Source organism: Stenotrophomonas sp. TWI819, from assembly GCF_039673075.1.
Taxonomy (GTDB): domain Bacteria; phylum Pseudomonadota; class Gammaproteobacteria; order Xanthomonadales; family Xanthomonadaceae; genus Stenotrophomonas; species Stenotrophomonas rhizophila_B.
Genome location: NZ_JBDJKY010000018.1, coordinates 45,772 through 61,942, shown reverse-complemented (window position 1 = coordinate 61,942; position 16,171 = coordinate 45,772). Strand labels below are relative to the sequence as shown.

The 16,171-nt window shown below is 64.4% G+C and carries 16 protein-coding genes; 10 read left to right on the top strand and 6 right to left on the bottom strand.

The genetic code is table 11. The features are described from left to right. Window positions 1-260 precede the first annotated feature (260 nt). Window positions 261-1,079 (bottom strand): hypothetical protein, encoded by an 819-nt coding sequence (locus ABE463_RS17750; protein WP_123730103.1) that lies wholly within the window; start codon window positions 1,077-1,079, stop codon window positions 261-263. 538 nt (window positions 1,080-1,617) lie between these two features. Between ABE463_RS17750 and ABE463_RS17745 the strand changes: the two genes are divergently transcribed. From ABE463_RS17745 to ABE463_RS17705, 9 genes are all read left to right on the top strand, one after another. Further along, the gene (locus ABE463_RS17745; RefSeq protein ID WP_184997288.1) at window positions 1,618-1,986 is read left to right on the top strand and encodes a hypothetical protein; all 369 of its coding nucleotides are present in this window, start codon (window positions 1,618-1,620) and stop codon (window positions 1,984-1,986) included. 31 nt (window positions 1,987-2,017) lie between these two features. After that, window positions 2,018-2,812, top strand: coding sequence for a F0F1 ATP synthase subunit A (atpB, locus tag ABE463_RS17740; RefSeq protein ID WP_123730105.1), 795 nt, complete (start codon window positions 2,018-2,020; stop codon window positions 2,810-2,812). Window positions 2,813-2,879: 67 nt separating this feature from the next. Then, window positions 2,880-3,182, top strand: coding sequence for a F0F1 ATP synthase subunit C (atpE, locus tag ABE463_RS17735; protein WP_017354883.1), 303 nt, complete (start codon window positions 2,880-2,882; stop codon window positions 3,180-3,182). A gap of 111 nt (window positions 3,183-3,293) precedes the next feature. Beyond that, window positions 3,294-3,764: a F0F1 ATP synthase subunit B gene (locus tag ABE463_RS17730; protein WP_123730106.1), complete on the top strand. Its 471-nt coding sequence runs from the start codon at window positions 3,294-3,296 to the stop codon at window positions 3,762-3,764. Window positions 3,765-3,767: 3 nt separating this feature from the next. Then, entirely contained in the window at window positions 3,768-4,295 is a 528-nt protein-coding gene (locus tag ABE463_RS17725) for a F0F1 ATP synthase subunit delta (protein ID WP_346469051.1), read from the top strand. A 44-nt stretch (window positions 4,296-4,339) separates the two neighbouring features. Further along, window positions 4,340-5,887, top strand: a complete 1,548-nt coding sequence (gene atpA, locus ABE463_RS17720) for a F0F1 ATP synthase subunit alpha (RefSeq protein WP_123730108.1) — start codon at window positions 4,340-4,342, stop codon at window positions 5,885-5,887. Between the two features lie 76 nt (window positions 5,888-5,963). Beyond that, entirely contained in the window at window positions 5,964-6,827 is an 864-nt protein-coding gene (gene atpG, locus ABE463_RS17715) for a F0F1 ATP synthase subunit gamma (RefSeq protein ID WP_123730109.1), read from the top strand. Between the two features lie 37 nt (window positions 6,828-6,864). Beyond that, a complete protein-coding gene (gene atpD, locus ABE463_RS17710; protein ID WP_121040078.1) occupies window positions 6,865-8,271 on the top strand; it encodes a F0F1 ATP synthase subunit beta in 1,407 nt (468 codons plus the stop codon). A 112-nt stretch (window positions 8,272-8,383) separates the two neighbouring features. Further along, entirely contained in the window at window positions 8,384-8,806 is a 423-nt protein-coding gene (locus tag ABE463_RS17705; protein WP_005411127.1) for a F0F1 ATP synthase subunit epsilon, read from the top strand. An 84-nt stretch (window positions 8,807-8,890) separates the two neighbouring features. On the opposite strand, the gene ABE463_RS17700 is transcribed toward ABE463_RS17705, so the two are convergent. After that, window positions 8,891-9,274: a GtrA family protein gene (locus tag ABE463_RS17700; protein ID WP_259259010.1), complete on the bottom strand. Its 384-nt coding sequence runs from the start codon at window positions 9,272-9,274 to the stop codon at window positions 8,891-8,893. Window positions 9,275-9,358: 84 nt separating this feature from the next. Here ABE463_RS17700 and glmU point away from each other — a divergent pair, with 84 nt between their 5' ends. Continuing rightward, a complete protein-coding gene (gene glmU / locus ABE463_RS17695) occupies window positions 9,359-10,723 on the top strand; it encodes a bifunctional UDP-N-acetylglucosamine diphosphorylase/glucosamine-1-phosphate N-acetyltransferase GlmU (protein WP_346469050.1) in 1,365 nt (454 codons plus the stop codon). A 90-nt stretch (window positions 10,724-10,813) separates the two neighbouring features. Here the strand turns inward: glmU and ABE463_RS17690 are convergent, their stop codons facing one another. From ABE463_RS17690 to ABE463_RS17675, 4 genes are all read right to left on the bottom strand, one after another. Next, window positions 10,814-12,157 (bottom strand): ATP-binding protein, encoded by a 1,344-nt coding sequence (locus ABE463_RS17690; RefSeq protein ID WP_346469049.1) that lies wholly within the window; start codon window positions 12,155-12,157, stop codon window positions 10,814-10,816. Beyond that, entirely contained in the window at window positions 12,154-13,494 is a 1,341-nt protein-coding gene (locus tag ABE463_RS17685) for a sigma-54 dependent transcriptional regulator (RefSeq protein WP_346469048.1), read from the bottom strand. The genes ABE463_RS17690 and ABE463_RS17685 overlap by 4 nt, the downstream gene beginning before the upstream one ends. A 131-nt stretch (window positions 13,495-13,625) precedes the next feature. Continuing rightward, window positions 13,626-14,846, bottom strand: a complete 1,221-nt coding sequence (locus ABE463_RS17680) for an FtsX-like permease family protein (protein WP_346469047.1) — start codon at window positions 14,844-14,846, stop codon at window positions 13,626-13,628. Between the two features lie 16 nt (window positions 14,847-14,862). Continuing rightward, window positions 14,863-16,167 (bottom strand): ABC transporter permease, encoded by a 1,305-nt coding sequence (locus ABE463_RS17675; RefSeq protein ID WP_346469046.1) that lies wholly within the window; start codon window positions 16,165-16,167, stop codon window positions 14,863-14,865. Window positions 16,168-16,171: the final 4 nt, after the last annotated feature.

The window sequence follows — 16,171 nt, the reverse complement described above, 5'->3', positions numbered from 1 at the left end:
GCCCCGTCCTGCGCAGCGAGCGCCTGACGCTCGCCTGCAGACCACCACCGGGATTTGTCGAGGCGGGCACGGATACCCTGTGGGGCGAAATCAAGGAGGAGGTGACGGCCACGGGCCGTCACCGGGGGACATTCGCCCGACAGGGTATCCGTGCCCGACCCCCAGACAACCCGCAGTTGTTCTCCAAAACAAAGCGCAAAAAAAACGCGGCCCCCGATATCCCGGAGGCCGCGCTTGGAGAGAGCGGTGTTGCGAAGGGCTTAGAAGACGAAGCTGACGCCTGCCACCGGACCCTTGAACTCCTGCTTCAGACCGATCGTGCCATCGCTGCCGCTCTGGTCCACGTCCAGCTTGAACCAGTCGTAGCCGGCGAACACGCCGAAGTTCTTGGTGAAGCGGTAATCGACGATCGCATTGGCACGGCTCAGATCGCCGTCGTAATCGTCGAAGTTGCCCCACTTGGTGTTCAGGTACTGACCCTGCAGCGTGATCATCCACTTCTCGGACGGATTGAAGCTCAGGCGGGCACCGACCACCGGCGCCACGCCGTCGGCCTTCTCGTCCAGGAACTCGCCCTGATACAGGTCGCCCACGTCGGCGTACGCCTTGGTGCTGACCTTGGCATACTCGGCACCGAGCTGCAGGCCGAGGTCGAACTTCTCGGTGTCCACGACGGAGTAGTCGTACACCAGGCTGGCGACCTGATACTTCAGCTCACCTTTGATGAAGCTGCCGGCCGGCACGTTGGTGTCACCGAAGCTCACGCCCTGATCGAGCGTCTCGCGGCGATCCTTGTCGTACTTGAAGTAGTTGAACAGCAGGCGCTGGCGGTTGCTGATGCGGAACATGCCGTCAATGCGCGGCTCCCATTCCTTGCCACCGAGGCCGAAATCTTCGGAGAAGCCAACGTCCTGGCCCGCGATGTTGGTGTTGCCGCGGATCGTGTTGTCCGAATCGATCTGCATCGCACCCAGACGCAGCGCGAAGCGGTCATCGCCTTCGGCAGCGTGGGACGGAGCGGCATAGGAAAGTGCGGCCAGAGCAACTGGCACGGCAAGCAGGGAGAGCATCGGGCGCATCGGGGGTCCTTGCGGTGGTTCTAGTGATGTGGCGTCACATTGCCCACTGCGACGTCCACCATTCGTGAAGGTATGGTGGAGGCTGTGTGTACCGTTCATGCGCACCGAACAACCGCAGGTCCGCGCACTGGCCGTTTTCGGCTCGAGCCGCCGTTCAGGGCGGGCCCGATTCACGGGGTTCGTGATCACGCCGCCCAGCGCCGAAAAAAAGAGGGTGGCCCCGGAGAGGGCTTCGGGGCCACCCTGTACCAGCCCGCTCGCGGGACGCCGACGAGGATTCAACGGCAGGCTCATGGATGAGACCGGGGGGCGTGGCCAAAGTTCAACGTGCTGCACTGCCACATCGGCCCGCTCCTGCGCAAACCGATTGGACCGCAGGTGGCACAGGCGGGCAGGAGGCCCCAACGGCGGGGCCACATCCGGGATGAACAGGCAGCGGTTGTCTCTCAAATTGTCCCATTGCTATAATTTGGCGGCTCGACGAGGCGTTTGCTTGCAGCCTCGGCCTTTCCTACTCACAACCATGCAGGACATTCACGTGCTGAACTCCGTTGACGCGGGTCGGCGACTGATGCTGCGCGCAGCGGTTTACCCGCTGGCTGCAGTGGCTGTCCTGGCTCTTGGCCTGCTGTTCTGGGGAGGCCCGAAGGCCGCCTTGGGGGCGCTGCTCTCTGGTGTGGCAGTCTCGGCAGCCGGTTGGGTTGCTGCGCGCATGGCGCTCGGTGGCGGTGTGCAGGCGGCAGGATCGGCGATGACCCGCCTGATTCTGGCGGTGGTGGCAAAGTGGGTGCTCGTATTCGGCGTCCTGATGGTGGGGTTCCTGGTCTTCAAGCTGCCTGCATTGGCGCTGCTGGCCGGTATCGCCGTCGGGTTGATGTTCCAGGTCCTGGCTCTGGCCAGGCGCTGATCCAATTTATTTAACTCAAGGTTCCGGACACATGGCAGGCGAGGCGCTGACACCCACCTCCTACATCCAACATCACCTGCACAACCTGACGTTCCATATGCAGGAAGGTGGTTTCTGGGCGATTCACGTCGACACCATTGTGACTTCGGTCCTGATGGGTTTGTTGATGGTGTTTGGCTTCTGGATGGCAACCCGCAAGGCGACTGCCGGCGTTCCGGGCAAGTGGCAGGCGTTCGTCGAGATCTGCCTGGAGTTCGTTGACCGTCAGGCCAAGGACACCTACCACGGCACCAGCAAGCTGGTGACCCCGATCGCGATCACGCTGTTCTTCTGGATCCTCATGATGAATCTCATCAAGATGATCCCGGCCGACTTCATCGCCAAGCCGCTTGAGCTGATGGGCGTGCCTTACTGGAAGCCGGTTCCCACCGCCGACGTCAATGCCACTCTGGGCATGTCGATCAGCGTGTTCTTCCTGATGCTGTTCTTCGCGCTGCGTTCCAAGGGCCTGGGTGGCTTCACCAAGGAATTCCTGACCGCGCCGTTCGGCAAGTGGATGATGCCGTTCAACCTGATCCTCAACATCGTCGAATGGCTGAGCAAGCCGATTTCGCTGGCGATGCGACTGTTCGGCAACATGTTCGGCGGCGAGATCGTCTTCCTGCTGATCTGGGTGCTGGGCGGTGCGGGTATCGCCGGTGCCATCGCAGGCGGTGCATTCGGCCTGGGCTGGATGCTGTTCCACCTGCTGGTGATTCCGCTGCAGGCGTTCATCTTCATGATGTTGTCCATCGTGTACCTGAGCCTGTCGGAAGACGCTCACTGAGTTTTCGCTTCACCCTTCATCCGTTTGTTTCTAAACCCTTAGCTATTCAAAGTTCCAGGAGAAAACCATGTACTTCGCCGTCCTGACCAACCTCGCCCAAGTCCAGAGCTCCACCGTCCTCGCCGTCGGCATCATGATCGGCCTGGCCGCGCTGGGTGCCGGTCTCGGTCTGGCCATCATGGCCGGTAAGTTCCTGGAATCGGCTGCCCGTCAGCCGGAACTGATTCCGGTTCTGCAGGTCCGCATGTTCATCACCGCCGGCCTGATCGACGCCGCGTTCATCATCTCGGTCGCCGTCGGCCTGCTGCTGGCCTTCGCCAACCCGATGATCGGCGAGTTCGTTGCACGCCTGCCGCAGGTTGCTGGTTAATCCAGCAACAGCGAAACGATCAGGCGCCTTGTGCGCCTGATCGCGGATGAAGGATCGGATGCGCCGCCACGGCGGCCCATCCACCCCGTCACCCCCGATTGAGCGAACCCCATGGATATCGGTTTTACCCTCGTTGCCCAGGGACTGGCATTTGCCGGTCTGATCTGGATCATCGCGACCAAGATCTGGCCGCCGTTGATGAACGCCATCGAAGAGCGTCAGCAGAAGATCGCTGAAGGCCTCGCCGCTGCTGACCGCAGCCAGAAGGATCTGGCCCAGGCGCAGGAAAAGGTCAACGATGCCCTGAAGGATGCGCGCACCAAGGCCAACGAGATCATCGATCAGGCCCACGCCCGCGCCAACCAGATCGTTGATGCCGCCAAGAACGAAGCCATCGTCGAAGCCACCCGCCAGAAAGATCTGGCCTACGCCGAGATCGAAGCTGCCGCCAACCGTGCCCGTGAAGATCTGCGCAAGCAGGTGTCCGCGCTGGCCGTGAGCGGTGCCGAAAAGCTGCTCAAGCGCGAAATCGACGCCAACGCCCACAAGGCGCTGCTCGACGAGCTGGCATCGGAGATCTGATCGATGAGCCAGGCCCTCACGCTTGCACGCCCGTATGCCCGCGCCGCGTTCGCGACCGCGCGCGACGAAGGCACGTTCGCGCCGTGGTCGGACGCGCTTGCGTTCTCCGCCCACGTAGCTGCCGACCCGCGCGTGGCGGCCCTGCTGTCGAACCCGGAGCTGGAGCGCGACGCCGCCGTCGCGCTGCTGGTGCCGGAATCGTCCAGCGAGACCTTCGGTCGCTTCCTGGCCGTGCTGGCCGACGCGCACCGTCTGCCGCTGCTGCCGGAAATCGCCGGCATGTACGACCAGCTGCGCGCTGAAGCCGAACACGTGGTCAAGGCCACCGTGACCTCGGCCTCGGCACTGTCCGGCGCCGAACTGGACGCCATCAAGGCCGCGCTGCGCAAGCGCTTCGGCCTCGAGGTGGACGTGACGACCGCGGTCGATGCGTCGCTGATCGGCGGTGCCGTGATCGACGCCGGCGATGTGGTCATCGATGGCTCGCTCAAGGGCAAGCTGTCGCGCCTGCAGACCGCGCTCGCTAACTGAATTCATTTAACGTCCGGCGTGACCGCCGGCACTAGGACTTGACGATGGCAACCACGCTCAACCCCTCCGAAATCAGCGAACTGATCAAGAACCGCATCGAGAAGGTCAAGCTGGCCGCGGAATCGCGCAACGAAGGCACCGTGACCAGCGTGTCCGACGGCATCGTGCGCATCTTCGGTCTGGCCGACGTGATGCAGGGCGAAATGATCGAACTGCCGAACAACACCTTCGCCCTGGCCCTGAACCTGGAGCGCGACTCGGTCGGCGCCGTGGTCCTGGGTGATTACCAGAACCTGCGCGAAGGCGACGTGGCCAAGACCACCGGTCGCATCCTGGAAGTGCCGGTGGGTCCGGAAATGCTGGGTCGCGTGGTCAACGCGCTCGGTGAGCCGATCGACGGCAAGGGCCCGATCGCGGCCAAGCTGTCCGCCCCGGTGGAGCGTGTGGCCCCGGGCGTGATCTGGCGCAAGTCCGTCGACCAGCCGGTGCAGACCGGTTACAAGTCGGTCGACTCCATGATCCCGATCGGCCGTGGCCAGCGCGAGCTGGTCATCGGTGACCGCCAGACCGGCAAGACCGCCCTGGCCATCGATGCGGTGATCAACCAGAAGGCGACCGGCATCAAGTGCGTGTACGTCGCGATCGGTCAGAAGGCCTCGACCGTCGCCAACATCGTGCGCAAGCTGGAAGAGAACGGCGCCCTGGCGCACACCGTGGTGGTCGCTGCGACCGCGTCCGAATCGGCCGCGATGCAGTACATCAGCGCCTACTCGGGCTGCACCATGGGTGAGTACTTCATGGACCGCGGCGAAGACGCGCTGATCGTGTACGACGATCTGTCCAAGCAGGCCGTTGCCTACCGCCAGATCTCGCTGCTGCTGAAGCGTCCGCCGGGCCGTGAAGCCTACCCGGGTGACGTGTTCTACCTGCACTCCCGCCTGCTCGAGCGCGCTGCCCGCGTGTCCGAAGAGTATGTGGAAAAGTTCACCAACGGCGCCGTCAAGGGCAAGACCGGCTCGCTCACCGCGCTGCCGATCATCGAAACCCAGGCCGGTGACGTCTCGGCGTTCGTGCCGACCAACGTGATCTCGATCACCGACGGCCAGATCTTCCTGGAAACCGATCTGTTCAACTCCGGCATCCGCCCGGCCGTGAACGCCGGTATCTCGGTGTCGCGCGTCGGTGGTGCGGCCCAGACCAAGATCATCAAGAAGCTGTCCGGCGGCATCCGTATCTCGCTGGCCCAGTACCGCGAGCTGGCTGCCTTCGCGCAGTTCGCCTCGGATCTGGACGAAGCCACCCGCAAGCAGCTCGAGCGCGGTCAGCGCGTCACCGAGCTGATGAAGCAGAAGCAGTACGCGCCGATGTCCATCGCCAACCAGGCGCTGACCATCTACGCCGTCAACGAGGGTTACCTCGACGACGTGCCGGTCAGCAAGCTGCTGGCGCTGGAAGAAGGCCTGCATGCCCACTTCGCCAACACCCAGGGCGAGCTGATCGAAAAGGTCAACGCCACCGGCGGTTGGGACAACGATATCGAGGCTGCCTTCAAGAAGGGCATCACCGAGTTCAAGACCACCGGCAGCTGGTAAGCCGCATGTAGAGCGGGGCTCAGCCCCGCTTCACTGTGACAAAGCGGGGCACCCCTCCGCTCTACGGGAATAAGAGATGGCAAGCGGACGCGAAATCAAAACCAAGATCAAGAGCGTGCAGAACACCCGCAAGGTGACGCGCGCGCTCGAAATGGTCTCGGCCTCCAAAATCCGCAAGGCGCAGGAGCGGATGAAGACGTCGCGTCCGTATGCGCAGGCGATGAAGCAGGTGATCGGTCACCTGGCCCAGGCCAGCACCGATTACCAGCATCCGTTCCTGGTCCAGCGTGACGAGGTCAAGCGGGTCGGTTACATCGTGATCTCCTCCGACCGCGGCCTGGCCGGTGGCCTGAACAACAACCTGTTCCGCAAGATGCTGGGCGAAGTCCGCCAGTACCAGGAAAAGGGCGCCGAGATCGATGTGGTCACCGTCGGCCAGAAGGCCTCGACCTTCTTCCGCCGGGTCAAGGTCAACATGGTCGGCAGCGTCACCCACATGGGCGATGTGCCGCACCTGGAACAGCTGATCGGCGTGATCAAGGTGATGCTCGATGCCTTCACCGAGGGCAAGGTCGACCGCGTGTACCTGGTCTACAACCGCTTCATCAACACGATGACGCAGAAGGCCAGCTTCGATCAGCTGCTGCCGTTGCCGGCCGCTGAGAAGCAGGTCGCGCATCACGACTGGGACTACCTGTACGAACCCGACGCCGCGACCGTGCTCGAGCACGTGATGACGCGTTACGTCGAGTCGCTGGTGTACCAGGCCGTGCTGGAAAACGTGGCCTCCGAGCATGCGGCACGCATGGTGGCGATGAAGTCGGCCAGTGACAACGCGAACAAGCTGATCGGAACCCTGCAGCTGGTCTACAACAAGGCCCGCCAGGCAGCGATCACCCAGGAAATCTCCGAAATCGTCGGCGGCGCGGCAGCAGTCTGACGCGCACAGTCAAAGCACACATTAGAGGATTGCAGCAATGAGTCAGGGCAAGATCGTTCAGATCATCGGCGCCGTCGTCGACGTCGAATTCCCCCGCGAGTCGGTGCCGAAGGTGTACCACGCGCTGAAGGTGGACAACACCGAAATCACGCTGGAAGTGCAGCAGCAGCTGGGTGACGGCGTGGTCCGCTGCATCGCGCTGGGCTCCACCGACGGCCTGAAGCGCAACCTGGTCGCCACCAACACCGAACGCGCCATCTCGGTGCCGGTCGGCGCGGGTACGCTGGGCCGCATCATGGACGTGCTGGGTCGCCCGATCGACGAAGCCGGTCCGGTCACCGCCAGCGACACGTGGGAAATCCATCGTGCCGCGCCGTCGTACGAAGACCAGTCCCCGGCCACCGAGCTGCTGGAAACCGGCATCAAGGTCATCGACCTGATGTGCCCGTTCGCCAAGGGCGGCAAGGTCGGCCTGTTCGGCGGCGCCGGCGTCGGCAAGACCGTCAACATGATGGAACTGATCAACAACATCGCCAAGGCGCACAGCGGTCTGTCCGTGTTCGCCGGCGTGGGTGAGCGTACCCGTGAGGGCAACGACTTCTACCACGAGATGAAGGACTCCAACGTCCTGGACAAGGTCGCGATGGTGTACGGCCAGATGAACGAGCCGCCGGGCAACCGTCTGCGCGTTGCGCTGACGGGCCTGACCATGGCCGAGTACTTCCGCGATGAGAAGGACGAAAACGGCAAGGGCAAGGACGTGCTGCTGTTCGTCGACAACATCTACCGCTACACCCTGGCCGGTACCGAAGTGTCGGCACTGCTGGGCCGTATGCCGTCGGCCGTGGGTTACCAGCCGACCCTGGCCGAGGAAATGGGCGTCCTGCAGGAGCGCATCACCTCGACCAAGAATGGCTCGATCACCTCGATCCAGGCCGTCTACGTGCCCGCCGATGACTTGACCGATCCGTCGCCGGCCACCACGTTCGCCCACTTGGATTCGACCGTGACCCTGTCGCGTTCGATCGCCTCGCTGGGTATCTATCCGGCCGTGGATCCGCTCGACTCGACCAGCCGCCAGATGGATCCGCTGGTCATCGGCCACGAACATTACGACACCGCCCAGCGCGTCCAGCAGACCTTGCAGAAGTACAAGGAACTGAAGGACATCATCGCGATCCTGGGCATGGACGAACTGTCCGAGGAAGACAAGCAGGCCGTGACCCGCGCCCGCAAGATCGAGCGCTTCTTCAGCCAGCCGTTCCACGTGGCCGAAGTGTTCACCGGTTCGCCGGGCAAGTACGTGTCGCTGAAGGACACCATCCGTGGCTTCAAGGCCATCGTCGATGGCGAATACGACCACCTGCCGGAACAGGCGTTCTACATGGTCGGCAGCATCGAAGAAGCGGTCGAGAAGGCCAAGAAGATGGCCGAGAAGGCCTGATGCGGCAGGGACGGGCTCCGGTCCGTCCCGACCGTGACACGGGGTGGGCATCTGCCCACCGCTGCGGAATACCTGCGGTGGGTTCAACCCGCCCCCTAGCGAAGAGAGTTACATGAGCACCATTCGTTGCGACATCGTCAGCGCCGAGCAGGAAATCTTCCGTGGTGAAGCGACCCTGGTCGTGGCCACCGGCGAGCTGGGCGAGCTGGGCATCGCGCCCAAGCACGCTCCGCTGATCACCCGCCTGAAGCCGGGCAAGGTGGTAGTGACCACGCCGAACGGCGAACAGCTCGATTTCGCCATCTCTGGCGGCATCCTCGAGGTGCAGCCGCAGGTCGTGACCGTGCTGGCCGACACCGCGATCCGTGCCCAGGACATCGATGAAGCCTCGGTCCGCAAGGCCAAGGAAGAAGCCGAACGCATCCTGGCCAATCGTGGCGAAGCGATGGAAGTGGCCGAAGCCCAGCAGAAGCTGGCCGAAGCCGTGGTCCAGCTGCAGGCGCTCGAACGCCTGCGCAAGACGCTCAAGCACTGAGTGGAGCGGCGCGACGGCGCCATCCACGAAGGGAAAGACGCCGGCTTGCCGGCGTTTTTTTTTGGCCTGCAGGCGGCGGCCGCGTCAGCGGAAGATCAAGGTCCGCATCAGCAGGAACGACACTGCGGCCAGCCCGCCCTCCACCAGCGGTTTGGCCAGCCACGCATAGCGCAGGCCCAGATGCTCGGCGGCCAGCGTCACCAACAGCGTGCTGATGGTCGTCAGCACGGCCCACAGCAGCAGGAAGCGCGCAAACCGCGCCCAGCCCAGCCGATGTGCACCGTCGCGCGCGAACGTGTAGCGACCGTTGAGCCAGAACCCCAGCACCATGCCTGCCACCCGCCCCAGCAGATTGCCTGGCACGATCGGCATGCCCAGTGCGGTCGCGCCGACGAACACCGCCCAATCCAGCACAAGCTGGACAAGACCGATCACGAGGTAGCTGCTGCCTTGGCGGAGGAGGCTCACGGAGGATTCGCGGCGGACAATCCCACATGTTAACGAGCGGCGCACTAGAATTCCCCTCAACGATTCCCGGAACCCGATCTACCCATGACCCAGCCCCTGCACGTGATCATCCTGGCCGCCGGTGCCGGCAAGCGCATGAAGTCGGCCCTGCCCAAGGTGCTGCAGCCGATTGCCGGCCGCCCGATGCTCGCCCACGTCATCGAGACCGCGCGCCAGTTGCAGCCCGAGGCGATCCACGTGGTGTACGGCCATGGTGGCGAAGCGGTGCGGCAGGCGTTCACGGACCAGCCCGACCTGCGCTGGGCCGAGCAGAGCCAGCAGCTGGGCACGGGCCATGCGGTGCTGCAGGCCATGCCGGAAGTGCCGGATGCGGCGACCGTGCTGGTGCTGTACGGCGACGTGCCGCTGATCCGCGGGGAAACGCTGCGCCACCTGCTGTCGCAGCCGGGCCGCTTGGCCGTGCTGGTGGCCGAGGTCGCCGATCCGACCGGCTATGGCCGCATCGTGCGCAATGCCGAGGGCAAGGTCGGCGCGATCGTCGAGCAGAAAGACGCCACCGATGAACAGCGCAGCATCCGCACCATCAATACCGGCATCATCACCGCCGAATCCACGGCACTGCGCCGTTGGTTGTCCCAGCTCTCCAATGCGAACGCGCAGGGCGAGTATTACCTGACCGACATCTTTGCCGCGGCGGCCAGCGATTACACGCCGGCGGAGATGGCGTTCGTGCAGGACCCGCAGGATGCCGAAGGCGCCAACGATCCGTGGCAGCTGGCGCAGCTCGAACGCGCCTGGCAGCTGCGTGAAGTGCGTGCGCTGTGCGCGCAGGGCGCACGGGTGCTCGATCCATCACGACTGGATATCCGCGGCACGGTCACCGTCGGCAGTGATGTGCAGATCGACGTCAACGTGATCCTGGAAGGGCGCGTGGTGCTGGGTGACGGTGTCAGCATCGGGGCCTTCACCCGGCTCAAGGACGTCACCCTGGCGGCGGGCACCGTGGTCAAGCCGCACTGCGATCTGGACGGTGTGATCAGCGAAGGCGCGGCCGAGATTGGTCCGTTCGCCCGCCTGCGTCCCGGTACCGTGTTGGCCGAAGGGGTGCACATCGGCAATTTCGTTGAGACAAAGAAGGTGGTGCTGGGCGCGGGCAGCAAGGCCAACCACCTTACCTATCTGGGCGATGCCGTGATCGGCAGCAAGGTCAACATCGGCGCCGGCACCATCACCTGCAACTACGACGGCGTGAACAAGTCACAGACCACCATCGGTGATCGTGCCTTCATCGGTTCCAACAGCTCGCTGGTGGCGCCGGTGGTGATCGGCGAGGGCGCGATGGTGGCGGCCGGTTCGGTGATCACCCGCGGCGCACCGGCGGACAAGCTGACTGTCGCACGTGCCCGCCAGGAAACCATCGACGGCTGGAAGCGCCCCACGAAGAAGTAGTGCCGGCCGCTGGCCGGCAACCAAGCAATCCCGGGTTCACGACGGTGCCGGCCAGCGGCCGGCACGACTGGGCGTGCAAGCCGGCTTGCCTCAACCCGCGGGCAGGAAGATCGCGACGCACAGTCCGCCTTCGCGGCGGTTCTGCAGCGAGATCCGGCCGCCATGCGCTTCCACGATTTCCCGGGTCAGCGCCAGGCCCAATCCGGTCCCGTTGCGCTTGGTGGAATAGAACGGCATCAGCGCGTTCTGCAGCACGGCCTCGTTCATGCCCTTGCCGCGATCGAGAACCTCCAGCCGCAGCCACTGCGGCAGGCGGGTCAAACGCACCTCGACGTCATCGGTGGGCGGCTCGGCGTCGGCACATGCCTCGTGTGCGTTCTTGAGCAGGTTCAGCAGTGCCTGGCCCAGCTGGGCGATGTCCACCCGGCTGTGCAGGTCGTCTGGAATCTCCGCCATCCGGAACGGAATCTGGTGCTGCAGTCCGGTGAGGAACATATTCCACTGCACGGTCTGCAGCTGCGGCTGCGGCAGCTTGGCGAACCGCGCATAGCCGCGGATGAAGCCTTCGAGGTGACGTGCGCGGTCTTCGATGGTGGCAAAGACCTCCTCCAGGCGTTCGACCTTGCCACGCCGGACCAGCTCGCCGCCGGAGTGCGCCAGCGACGCGATCGGGGCCAGCGAGTTGTTGAGCTCGTGGCTGATTACCCGTATCACCTTCTTCCAGGTCTGCACTTCCTGCCGGCGCAGTTCCGCCGTCAACAGGCGGATCAACAACAAGTCATGCGGGCGACCATTGAGGTGGAAGTTGCGCCGTGACAGGTGGTAGACCTGTTCGTCGTCCTCATCGCCGTCTTCTTCGCGCACCGCGAACAGGCTGTCGCCGCCGCGGGCGATGGCGTCGCGTAGTTCGACCGGCATGGTCTCCATGACATCGTGCATGCGCTGGCCTTCCAGCTTCCAGCCGTTGTGCAGCAGCTTGCGCGCGGCCAGGTTGGAAAACACCACCCGCTGCAGACCGTCGCCACCGTGGGCCAGCAGCAGCATCGACACGGGCGTGTTCTGCACCATGGTATCGAGCAGCAGCTCGCGCTGGACCAGCTCCTGACGCTGCGCCCGCAGCACATCACCCAACTCGCGATGGGCCTGGACCAGATCGCCCAGCTCGTCGTTGGCGGGCCAATAGATGCCGAAGTTGTACTCGCCATCGCGGTAGCTGCTGGTCGTGCCGGACAGGGCGCGCAGCAGTGAGCGGATCGGTGCGGTGGCACGGCGCAGGCTCCACCACATCAGCGACAACAGCACGATCAGCGAGATCACGGTGACGCCCCAGCCGTGGTCCATCCAGAATGCGAGGTACCACGGGAATGCCGCCGCCAGTGCCAGCACCGGCAGCAGGCGCAGGAACAACCGGAAGGTGAAAGAACGCCGTTTCATTCGCGCGGGATGCCGTAACGGTCCATGCGCCGGTACAGCGCCTGGCGGCTGAGACCGAGTTCGGCGGCGGTCTGCGCGATGATGCCGTGGTTGTGGGCCAGCGCGTTCTCGATCCGGCTGCGGTCCGGATCCACTGCCGTGCTGGTGGCTCGGGGCGCGCTAGTGCGCGGCAGGTTGAGATCGCCCACCTCGATGCGCGGGCCGGTGGACAGCAGTTCGGCGCGTTGCAGCACATTGCGCAGTTCGCGCACATTGCCCGGCCACGGGTGGCGCTGCAGCGCGGTGGCCGCGGCCGTGGACAGCGGCTTGCCACTGTCCAGGAAGCGCTCGGCCAGCGGCAGGATGTCGCCGGGGCGCTCGGCCAGCGGTGGCAACGCCAGCTCGACGGTATTGAGGCGGTAGTACAGATCCTCGCGGAACTGGCCGTCGCGGATCATCGCCGGCAGGTCGGCGTTGGTAGCGCTGATGACGCGCACTTTGACCTGCCGCTCGCGGTTGGAACCCAAGCGTTCGAAACGACCGGTTTCGAGCACGCGCAACAGTTTCATCTGGCCGCTGGGGGAGAGATTGCCGATCTCGTCCAGGAACAGCGTGCCGCCATCGGCGGCCTCGAACTTGCCTTCGCGCGCCTTGTTGGCGCCGGTGTAGGCACCCGCTTCGGCACCGAACAGCTCGGCTTCGATCAGCTCGGAGGGAATCGCACCGCAGTTGAGCGCAACGAACGGGCCCTTGGCGACCAGCGAATTGGCCTGGATGATCTCGGCGATCTTCTCCTTGCCCGCGCCATTCGGGCCGGTGATCAGCACCGGCAGTGCCGAGCGTGCGACCTGGCAGGCCAGGCTCACCACGCGCTCGCTGGCGGCATCGGCGACAACGGCGCCGCGCAGGTCGTAACGGGCTTCCAGCGCCGAACGGTTGCGTTGCTCACGGTCGCGGCGGCGATCAAGTTCCCGGCGGGTTTCAGACAGTTCCAGCAGGTTGTTGACCGTGATCAGCAGTTTGCGGTCGTCCCACGGCTTGGCCAGGTAATCGGCGGCGCCGGCCTTGACCAGATCGACCGCGCTGCTCAGATGCGTCCAGGCGGTCAACAGGATCACCGGCAGGTCCGGGTGGCGTGCACGGATCTGCAGGAACAGCGCTTCGCCTTCTTCGCCGGAGGTCGTGTCTTCGGTGAAGTTCATGTCCTGGATCACCAGGTCCACCGGCTGCTGTTCCAGCAGGGCCAGGCCCTGCTCGGGCGAGAGCGCGTGCAGGGTGTCGATGTCGTGCAGCGAGAACAGCACGTTCAGTGCGGTGCCGACGCTGGCGTTGTCGTCAATGATCAGGATCGAGGGCATGCGGCAGCGTAGGACCGGAAGTGGGATCAAGAGTACCGGAGCGCCGGGCCAAGAGGCAGATGGCCCGGCGAGCGGTGGCCGCCGGACGACAGGCCCCGCGGGAGCGGGGCCGTCCGGGGCGGAGGTGCCGGTCAGGCACTCCGGGTGGCAACAGCGGGTGGAACGGCGGCGGCACGACGTGCCGGGCCGAAGACAGCGATCTGGCCCAGCAGCCACAACAGCACCGCGCCGATCGGCAGGTAACTGATGGGCATGCGCGGCAGCTCGTAGTTGTTCATCAGCCACAGATTGATCGTGTAGGCCATCAACATGCCCAGCACGATGCCGACCGTGGCCAACAGGAAGTTCTCGGTCTGGAAGTACCGCAGGATCTGGCCGCGGGTCGCACCCAATGCCCGGCGGATGCCGATCTGCTTGGTGCGCTGCTGCACCCAGAAACTGGCCAGGCCGACGATGCCCAGCGCGGTGACCACCAGCAGTGCCACGCAGACGGTGATCAGCAGGCCGACCATGGCGCGGTCGTTGGCGAAGTACTTGTTGCGTTGCTCCTCGTAGGTGGATTTGCCGCGGATCAATCGGCTCGAATCGACACGTTCCAGTGCCGTCACCGCCGCTTTGATCACTTCGTCCCGACGCGCGGGATCGGTGACACGGATCAAGTAGAAGCCTTCCTCATAGGTGGCTCGCAGCGGCAGCATGATCGAATACTGCATGTCGCCGTCAACCTGATTCGGCCGGGCCAGCACCTTGACGACACCGACGATGCGCAGTGGCATGGAACCGCTGTAGACCGTCTTGCCCAAGGCATCCCCGCCGGGGAACATCTTGTCGGCAATCGCCTTGGTCACGATGATCGCCGAGCCGGATTTCTCAGCGTCTTCATCGGTCAAGGCGTCCGCTGCGTCGCGGTACTCGTCGCTCTGGAAATCGCGGCCGGCGATCAGGTCCACGCCCAGTGTCTCCAGCGCGCCTTCGCGGGCGAAGTATTGAGAGGTGCTCAGTGTCGAGCGTTCCTGGTTGGGTGTCAGTCCCAGGCCCGTGTTCCAGGAGCTGTTGCGGAACGGAATCTGGTTCAGGGTGACGGCACTCTTGATGCCCGGAATGGCGTGCAATGCCGCCAGGTCTTCGCGGGTGCGCGCAGCGGCATTGACCTGGGTGCCGATGCCACCCAGCCGGACTTCGATCAGTTCAGTCTCGGCGATGCCGCTGGGCTGGTTGATCTTTTCGATGCGCTGCCCGATCAGGAACAGCGCGTTGCAGACGATCGCGCAGGTCAGGGCGATCTCCAGCACGATCAGCGCTGCGGCGGTCTTGTGCCGGCGCAGGGTGGAGAGGATGGGACGGATATCCATGATGTGCTCCGGATCCTTACTGCGATTTGAGTTGGATGGCGGGCGTGACCTGCATGGCGCGCAGCGCCGGCAGGAAGCCGGCCAGCAGGCTGGCCACGAGGGTCAACGCGAAGGTCATCAGCAGCATCTGTCCATCCAGCGTGGCCAGCTTGGCGTAGTCCACCGGCTGCTGGCGCACCGCGTACAGGCCCAACATGGCCAGTACCAGGCCAAGCAGTCCACCGGCCAAGCCGACGGTGCCGGCTTCGATGAGTGATTGCATGAAGATCTGGCCGCGGCTGGCACCCAGTGCCCGACGCACGCCAATCTCGCCGCTGCGGCGCAGGAACTTGGCCAGCAGCAGGCCCACGGTGTTGATCAGGCAGACCAGCAGGAAGCCCATCGCCAGCCACAACTGCAGGCGCACGTCACCGGGGACAACCTTCTTGAAGTCCAGCCACTCCATGACATTGCGCAGACGGACGTTGTTGGGACGCTCGAAGCGGCCGGCCGCACGCTGCTGGTCGGAGTAGTTCTCCAGGTAGCGGCGGTACTCCGCAGCCTGCCCGGGGTTCTCCAGCTCTACCCAGTACTGGATCCAGGTGCAGCTGGCGGTCGGGCCGGTCGGGTCGGGTTCGTTGCGGCGACCGAAGCAGTCCATGCTGCCGCTACGGTCGAACTTCAGCTCGATGGCCGTGGTGAAGGGAACGAACACGTCCTCGCTGTCGCCATAGCGACCGGTATTGAGATCGTAGAAGTGTGGATTGGGGTGCCAGTCGTCCAGCACGCCGACCACAGTCATCGTGTTGCCATTGATGCGAAGCGACTTGCCGACGCTGTTGGCGCCATCAAACAGCTTCTGGTTGAGCGTCTTCGTGATCACCGCGACCCTGCCGCGGCCTTCGTCATCTGCTTCCTTCCATCCCTGGCCGTACTTGAACGGGGTATCGAACATCGGGAAGAAGTCGCCAGAGGTGTAGCGCGAATCCGTTACGAATGGACGCAGCGTGCTGCTGTCCGGTTCGATGGTGACACCGCCGCCGGTCATCATCGCCTGGCGCTTGGCATGTTTCTCGCTCAGCAGTTTGGTGGCGTCGAAGCGGGTCAACTGGTCGGCCGGCTCTTCGCCAGGCTGATAGCCAAGCGCCGACTGCGGATCAATCTGCACGCTGAAGAGCCGATCACTCTTCTGCGGAATCGGATCGCCGGACAGCACGTGGAACACGGTCAGCGTGGTCATCGAGGCGCCGATCCCCAGCGCGATGGCGACCACCATCAGCGCGGTCAGCACCTTGTTGCGCCGGAAGCTGCGCAGGGCCAGTCGGAAGTAGTAGGCGAGCATGGCG